Here is a 7818-nt window from a genome sequence, read left to right on the forward strand (position 1 = left end):
AAAATTAGCCGTAGTAATCCACGTCATTGTTCGAAACGGAAATCCCATTCTGAAAACAGAACAACTCTAAAACGGAGCACCTACCCTAAGTGTATACACATCCTGACTTTGACGGGGTCCTGTGGTATTACCGAGGTAGTCTTGATTGTGGGCTACCTAGGAGATAAAATTGTAGATTATGTCCAGTCGAGCTACGACCTCAAGGTGCATTTTGTCAATCAGGCTGAACGCAAGGGCTTGGGTCATGCAATTTACTTGGCAAAGGAATTGTTCCACAATAACGAGCCTGTGCTGATTGTGCTCGGGGACACAGTGTTTGAAGCGGATCTTAAAGCTGCTCTGACAGGTGGCTACAGTTGTATTGGGGTGAAAGCTGTGGATAACCCGCAGAAGTTCGGCATTGTCGAATTACAGGATGGTTTTATCACACGACTGGTAGAAAAGCCCTCAGAGCCCCCTACTAATTTGGCGGTTGTTGGAGTCTACTATATCAATGAATCCGGTGTCCTCTTTACTGCTTTACAGGAGATCATCGATCACGATATTCGTTCCAAGGGTGAGTTTCAATTGACCGATGCCCTGCAGTTGATGGTAGAACGGGGATTTAGACTATCAGTCTTTGATATTGACCAATGGTACGACTGCGGTCAACCCGATACCCTGCTATCCACAAATAGGTGTCTATTAGGGAAAAACGGGCCGCCGCCGGAGATTCCCGGTTCAATTCTGATTCCACCGGTTTACATACCGGAATCGGCAAAGGTATCCAATTGCATTATCGGTCCCTTTGTTTCCGTCGCAGAACAGGCGGAGATCTCCAACTCCATTGTCAAAGATTGTATTATTAACGAAGGCGCCAAGGTGGAGAACATGCTACTATCCAATTCCTTGATTGGAGAGCATGCAGTAGTAGAAGGAAACTTCACTCAACTAAATATTGGTGATTCCTCAGCCATCAAGTTCACCTATTGAGACTGGCCCGGGTCAGATTAAAAAGGGCCCGGGCATTACTTGTCGTTGCAACCGCCACTTCTGCGACATCTAGGCCCTTTAATTGCGCAACTTTCTCTGCTACATAGAAAACATAGGCGGGTTCGTTGCGTTTTCCTCGGTGGGGTACTGGTGTAAGATATGGGCAATCCGTCTCAATGAGCATACGTTCTAAGGGCGTATATCTGACTACCTCTGGCGGCCTTACCGCGTTCTTGAAAGTGATCGGACCCCCAAATCCTAGGTAAAGACCGTAATCCAGCATTGTAGTCGCCATTTCCACACTCCCAGAAAAGCAGTGCATTACCCCACCGGCCAGTTTTCCTTTGTACCCCTTGAGAATCTGCTGAGTATCCTCATGGGCATCGCGGTTATGAATGATCACCGGAAGGCGAAGCTGGCCTGCAAGATCCAGCTGCTGGCAAAACGCCTCCATTTGTTGCTCTCTGGGGGATAGATCATAGTAGTAGTCCAACCCTATCTCCCCGATAGCGATGACTTTAGGGTGCTCGGCAAGGGCAACAAATTCCTTGATAACATCATTGTTAAGGCTACTTGCATCATGGGGATGGACGCCAATCGCCGCATAGATTCCTGGATACTTTGCAGCTGACTCAATGGCCTGTTTAGATGAGGGCAAATCCCACCCCACATTAATGATAATGCTCACACCGACCTGTTGGGCCCTTGCGATTACTTCTTCCTGTTCCCCTTCAAAACGCTCATTATCTAAATGGGCATGACTATCAATTAGCATCTTTGTATCACCGAGACTGGGCCACTAAAAACCCGACAAAGAGGAAGCCCTTACCCAGCTATCTTCCTTTCTCATCAATATCTCTCACATAGCCACCCACCAGACGGGGGGGGATCCAAACCCTCATATGGCTTTCGACCACCTTACCGGACAACTGCGCCCGCGGGAATGTCTTTATCTACAGTAACTAGACCAAGCTCTTCTTCAGAGACTGCAGCCAGAACCATTCCTTCGGATAACTCGCCCCGTAGTTTGGTTGGTTTCAGATTGGCAACAATGACAACTTTCTTTCCTTTTAGGTCCTCCGGAGCATAGTGCTTGGCGATTCCAGCAACTATCTGGCGAACTTCGTCTCCGGTATCGACTTTGAGCACAACTAATCGGTCCGCGTTAGGGTGACTCTGGGCATCAACTATGTGCCCGACACACAGCTTTACTTTCTGGAATTCATCGATCGAAATAAGTTCGTCCACCTGTTCTTCACCTGCGTCTTTTTCTGTCTGTTTGCTCTTCTTATCCTCTAGTGCTGCTTCCCGCTCTTTAATATCAATTCGAGGAAACAATGGTCCCGTTGGTTGCGTCTTTGTGTTTGGCTCCAACAAACCCCACTGGCGATTGGCGACCTGGAATTCCTGTTTAACCCCCAACTGCTCAAGGATACTCTCACCAGTTGCGGGAATGAAAGGCCAAACCAAAAAGGCAGTCATGCGTAAAGCTTCCGCAAGATTATACATGATCCTAGCCAGCCGTGGTGTATCTTGAGATTTAGCCACATTCCATGGTTCGGATTCATCGATATACTTGTTGGTCCGCCCAATGAAGGACCAGATTGCTCCAAGGGCAGCATTGATCTGAAGCTGGCCTAAGTAACGATCGACCTCTTGGCAAGCTGCCTCGGCCCCTTTGCGTAAGCTTTCATCCAGCTCGTTCTCTGGCCCTGGTGTAGGAATCACTCCATCAAAGTACTTCTGAATCATCGTAAGGCTGCGGTGCAGCAGATTTCCCAGATCGTTGGCCAAATCTGCATTGGTTCTTTGGATCAGAGCCTCGACGCTGAAATTGCCGTCAGCCCCGAAGGAGATCTCCCGTAGGAGAAAATACCGAATGGCGTCGGCACCGAATTCGTCGATAAGTAGATTTGGATCCACTACGTTGCCCTTCGACTTAGACATCTTATCGCTATCCATCAATAACCATCCGTGACCGAATACCTGCTTCGGTAATTCAAGATCTAAAGCCATTAGGATAATCGGCCAAATAATGGTATGGAATCGGGTGATCTCCTTGCCGACAAGATGTAGATCCGCTGGCCAAAAGGCCTTGAAGGTCACTTCATCCTGAAGGTAGCCACTACCGGTAAGATAATTGGTAAGTGCATCAAACCAAACGTAGATCACGTGATCGGAGTTAATAGGTACGGGAATACCCCAATCAAAACTAGTACGACTGACACAAAGATCCTCTAGTCCACTTTTGATAAACTGAACCATTTCGTTTTTCCTGCTCTCAGGCTGGATAAACTCAGGGTTCTTTTCAATGTGTTCCAGGAGTCGATCAGCATATTTGGAAATCCGAAAATAATAAGCCTCTTCCTTCAAGAGTTCAACCGGACGCCCACAGTCAGGGCATTTATGATCCACTAGTTTACTTTCTAACCAAAATGCTTCACAAGGCGTACAATACCAACCTTCGTAGTATCCTTTATAGATATCACCCTTGTTATAAACACGCATGAAGACTTCCTGAACTACCTTCTTGTGGCGTTCGTCGGTGGTGCGAATGAAATCGTCATAGGAGATATTTAAGCGCTCCCACAGCCTCATGAAGGTAGGTACAATGCCGTCGACATATTCCTTCGGGGTGATACCCCGCTTTTCTGCCACCTTTTCAATTTTCTGGCCGTGATCGTCAGAACCAGTCAAGAACAAAACTTTCTTACCTAGCAAGCGATGATAACGAGCCAAAGCGTCTGCGATAACTGTAGTATAAGCATGTCCGATGTGCAGCTTATCGCTCGGATAATAAATCGGTGTGGTGATGAAGTACGTATCCTTGCTCATTGTCCCCTGCTCCTTTCACCTGGATGTATAACTGATCAAAAAAACCCCCTCTATATGTACGTCGAGGGGCGAACAATAACCATATGGAGATTTAGAAAAATGCTGTCTGGCGATTAGAAGATTCGAAGCTTATTACCCCTCTTGGGTAATATTTGCCGTCTTTTGCACTACTATACCCTGGCTGTATCTATTTGTCAACCTCGGGCAGGATAAATAATGATAAAGCAGAAGTAATAATCGGGTGTCTAAAGCTTATTAACTGGAAGGGAGCGCGTTGACTATGCGGATTTTGGTCACTGGTGGAGCCGGTTACGTGGGCAGTCATACAGCAAGACATCTACAAGAAGCAGGCCACTTCATTGTCACCTACGATAACCTATACAAAGGCCATGAAAAAGCGGTCACAGGTACGTTCATCAAAGGCGATCTAGCAGATCAAGAGCACCTATCCAATGTATTTCGGAAGTATAGGTTTGACGCGGTGATGCATTTTGCTGCCCACAGCTTAGTAGGTGAATCGGTCAAATCCCCGGACAAATACTTTAGAAATAACATCTTGGGCGGCCTAAACTTGCTGGATATGATGGCCATCCACGAGGTCAAGTATCTTGTGTTTTCGTCTACGGCAGCAGTATATGGGGAGCCAAAGGAGGTACCTATCCCCGAGGATCACCCCACCATTCCCACCAGTCCCTATGGTGAATCGAAACTTTTCTTCGAGAAGATCCTTAGACGGTACGATCAGGCGTATGGTATCAAATCAATTGCGCTTCGCTACTTTAATGCTGCAGGAGCAGATCCAACAGGGCACATTGGGGAAGACCATTCCCCTGAAACCCATCTTATTCCCATTATTCTGCAGGTAGCCCTAGGACAACGACCGGAGTTAAGTATCTTCGGCAATGATTACCCAACACCCGATGGCACATGCATCCGGGACTACGTTCATGTTATGGATCTAGCCGATGCGCATCTTCTGGCTCTCAATGCCCTCGCTGCGGGAAGCCCAACCACAACATATAATCTAGGTAATGGAAAGGGTTTTTCCGTAATGGAAGTGCTCAAGACCACAGAGAGAGTTGTCGGAAGGACTATTCCCTATAAGTTTACACCAAGACGTGCCGGTGACCCAGCGGTCCTTGTAGCAAGTTCCGATAAAATCATGAGTACCTTGGGTTGGAAACGGAAGTATCCGAGGCTTGAAACAATCATTGAACATGCTTGGAAATGGCACAAACAGCACCCCCATGGGTTTGCCGACTGAAAGGAGAACCTTCGATGAACAAAAAAAAGATCACTAAAGATGACGGACGATATTTGGTATACTATACCTTTAAGCAGAAATCTAGCTGCTGTACATGTAGCTGCAAGAATCGCAAAGATAAGGAGGAAAAACCAAGTGTCTGAGCTTCGTTGGGATCCAATCCAAAGGGAATGGGTGATTACCGCCACACATCGACAAGACCGGACCTATAAACCGCCACGGGATTTTTGTCCCCTGTGCCCCACAGAACCGGGGGGATATCCCACAGAGGTGCCTGAAGACTATGAGATTGTTGTGTTTCAAAACAAGTTTCCATCATTGCAGCCCAATCCACCGGAACCGGCGGTGGAAGGAACCACACTTCACCCAGTGGATCTGGCCCAGGGCGTTTGCGAGGTAGTTTTATACAGTTCCGAACACGACTCTTCCTTAACGAAAATGCCCGTCGAGCATATCACTAACCTGATTAACGTGTGGACCGACAGATATGAAGAGTTGGGCGCGAGAGAGGAAATTGAATACGTCTTTATCTTCGAGAACAAGGGCGACGCTATTGGGGTAACCCTTCAGCATCCCCATGGTCAAATCTACGCCTTCCCCTTCATCCCTCCTAAGGTGAAACGAGAACTTGATTCAGCAAGAGAACATCGGGACAGAACGGGCAACTGCCTATTCTGTGATGTGCTTAAGGAGGAGCTTAAGGACGGGCGGCGCATTGTGGCCGAAAACAAAGATTTTGTAGCCTTTATTCCATTTGTAGCCCGCTACCCCTACGAGATCCATATCTATTCCAGGAACCATCGGCTATCTTTACTCGAGTTTGCTAATTCCGAACAGGAATCCTTAGCCCGGATGCTGAAGCTAGTGATCTCAAAGTACGATCAACTATTCGGGTTTTCCCTACCCTACATGATGATCATGCACCAAGCCCCCACCGATGGGAAGCAAAATGATCATGCCCATTTCCATATTGAGTTCTATCCACCCCATCGAACTGAAAACAAGCTTAAGTATTTGGCCGGGTGCGAATCGGGAGCGGGGACCTTTATTAATGATACATTACCAGAACAGTCCGCGGAAAGACTGCGAAATACGCCGCCTGCGTCCCTCGACGAACTTGAATAATCTTCGGAGGTAATAGTATGGAAAATCTCATTAAAGCTTATAACACCCGTTTTGGCCCTGCAGAGGAACTCTTCCGGGCCAGGGGTCCCGGACGGGTGAACATTATTGGAGAACATACAGATTATAACGATGGTTTTGTCCTACCCATTGCTATTGACCGAGCGATTACCATTGTCGGAACAAGAAGGGCAGATCGTCAAGTACAGGCCTATTCCTTAGACTTCAATGAATTGACCCAGTTTTCCCTCGACGAAATCGAGCCTTCGCGCAGGGAACCATGGAGCAATTACATTAGAGGTGTCCTGTTGTATATGCAGGAGCAATTTGAGCTTCCGGGAATGAATCTAATCGTCTCCGGTAATATTCCCCGGGGAGCAGGTTTGTCCTCTTCAGCAGGCTTTGAAGTAGCAACGGCTATGTTTGCTGAAGCAGTAGGCGGTTTCTCCATGGATCCGGTGGAAATGGTCAAACTGTGTCAACGGGCAGAGAACGAGTTTGTGGGAGTCAATTGCGGTATTATGGATCAGTTCATCTCCCGCCTTGGCAAAGCTGACTGCGCCCTCTTCTTAGACTGTCGTTCCTTAGAATATGAACTTGTTCCTATGACCCTTGGCGACCATGCCTTTGTTGTCACCAATTCAGCAGTAAGGCGGGGATTGGTAGACTCGGAGTATAATAAACGACGGGCCGAATGTGAAGAGGGTGTATCTATTCTGAGTACCGTCCTACCAGGTATTCAGAAGCTAAGGGATGTCACCGTAGAGGATTTCGAAAAACATCGGGGACTTCTATCACCCACAGTGGCTAAACGTTGCGAACACGTGGTTTGGGAGAATCAGAGGGTTCACGACACAGTGAAAGCCTTCAAGGCCCATGATCTAGCAGGAGCTGGTATGTTGATGAATGAGTCCCATGATAGTTTGCGGGATCTTTACGAAGTAAGCTGCAAGGAACTGGACATTCTTACAGAAATTGCTCGAAAAGCACCTGGTGTATTGGGTTCCCGCATGACAGGAGCTGGCTTTGGTGGATGTACGATCACCCTAGTCGCTCAAGATCACCTCACCCAACTCTGCGATAATATCGAGAGGGACTATCCCGCAAGAACAGGACTAAAGCCGGAAATATATATCTGCGCAGCAGCAGACGGTGCCAGTGCTAGCAAACTATAAAGTCTTCGGTAAGGTAATCTGCGGTCATCAAGTCTGCGTTACCTTACCGGTATCCCCATACCACCTCATTACGCTTGAAACCGTAAGTTCATCTTTACATATATTGCCACTCTATGGTATACTTTACTCGAAACAAGACCTCATCAGAGATCTCTCGGAAAGTAAATGCTAATTGGGAATATATGGAAACCGCATGATGAAATGAAGTAGTTTCGCTTTGCACCTTGACAACTTCATAGGCAAATTAGTCAGGTGGTTGATCTTGCCCTAAAAAAGGGTACGTTGAAGTAGAACCGGATGGACCACCGATTCTGGTAAATGGTGGTAATAGACTGTCCTTATGCTATTTGATTCATGATGACCGTAGCATAAGAGAAGAAGGAAAATTGCTTGTCCTTAATCTGAGCATCTAGATGGACGTTGATGCCTGCAAGTGTTATTCGAGCAAAA

General features: G+C 47.2%; 6 protein-coding genes. 4 read left to right on the top strand and 2 right to left on the bottom strand.

What is annotated here, in order from left to right:
• Positions 1–972 (top strand): sugar phosphate nucleotidyltransferase (locus tag M0Q40_12165; protein ID MCK9223349.1); only part of this gene is annotated, 972 nt, incomplete at its 5' end.
• Here M0Q40_12165 and M0Q40_12170 read toward each other — a convergent pair.
• Together M0Q40_12170 and metG are read right to left on the bottom strand one after the other, a co-directional pair.
• Positions 962–1747: a TatD family hydrolase gene (locus M0Q40_12170; protein MCK9223350.1), complete on the bottom strand. Its 786-nt coding sequence runs from the start codon at positions 1745–1747 to the stop codon at positions 962–964. The genes M0Q40_12165 and M0Q40_12170 overlap by 11 nt on opposite strands.
• A 143-nt stretch (positions 1748–1890) precedes the next feature.
• Complete coding sequence (gene metG, locus M0Q40_12175) at positions 1891–3807, bottom strand: methionine--tRNA ligase (GenBank protein MCK9223351.1); 1917 nt, start codon at positions 3805–3807, stop codon at positions 1891–1893.
• Positions 3808–4087: 280 nt separating this feature from the next.
• On the opposite strand from metG, the gene galE reads away from it, so the two are divergent.
• From galE to M0Q40_12190, 3 genes are all read left to right on the top strand, one after another.
• On the top strand, positions 4088–5071 hold the full coding sequence (gene galE / locus M0Q40_12180; GenBank protein ID MCK9223352.1) for a UDP-glucose 4-epimerase GalE: 984 nt from the start codon (positions 4088–4090) through the stop codon (positions 5069–5071).
• Positions 5072–5206: 135 nt separating this feature from the next.
• On the top strand, positions 5207–6196 hold the full coding sequence (gene galT, locus M0Q40_12185) for a galactose-1-phosphate uridylyltransferase (GenBank protein ID MCK9223353.1): 990 nt from the start codon (positions 5207–5209) through the stop codon (positions 6194–6196).
• A gap of 17 nt (positions 6197–6213) precedes the next feature.
• Positions 6214–7368 (top strand): galactokinase, encoded by a 1155-nt coding sequence (locus tag M0Q40_12190; protein ID MCK9223354.1) that lies wholly within the window; start codon positions 6214–6216, stop codon positions 7366–7368.
• The last annotated feature ends 450 nt before the right edge of the window (positions 7369–7818 follow it).

The organism is Limnochordia bacterium (genome assembly GCA_023230925.1).
Lineage (GTDB): Bacteria > Bacillota > Limnochordia > DUMW01 > DUMW01 > JALNWK01.

What these genes read in the sequence shown, in the direction of transcription:
- M0Q40_12170 (MCK9223350.1), bottom strand. Translation starts at nt 1,747, where the DNA reads ATGCTAATTGATAGTCATGCCCATTTAGATAATGAGCGTTTTGAAGGG.
- galE (MCK9223352.1), top strand. Translation starts at nt 4,088, where the DNA reads ATGCGGATTTTGGTCACTGGTGGAGCCGGTTACGTGGGCAGTCATACA.
- metG (MCK9223351.1), bottom strand. Translation starts at nt 3,807, where the DNA reads ATGAGCAAGGATACGTACTTCATCACCACACCGATTTATTATCCGAGC.
- M0Q40_12190 (MCK9223354.1), top strand. Translation starts at nt 6,214, where the DNA reads ATGGAAAATCTCATTAAAGCTTATAACACCCGTTTTGGCCCTGCAGAG.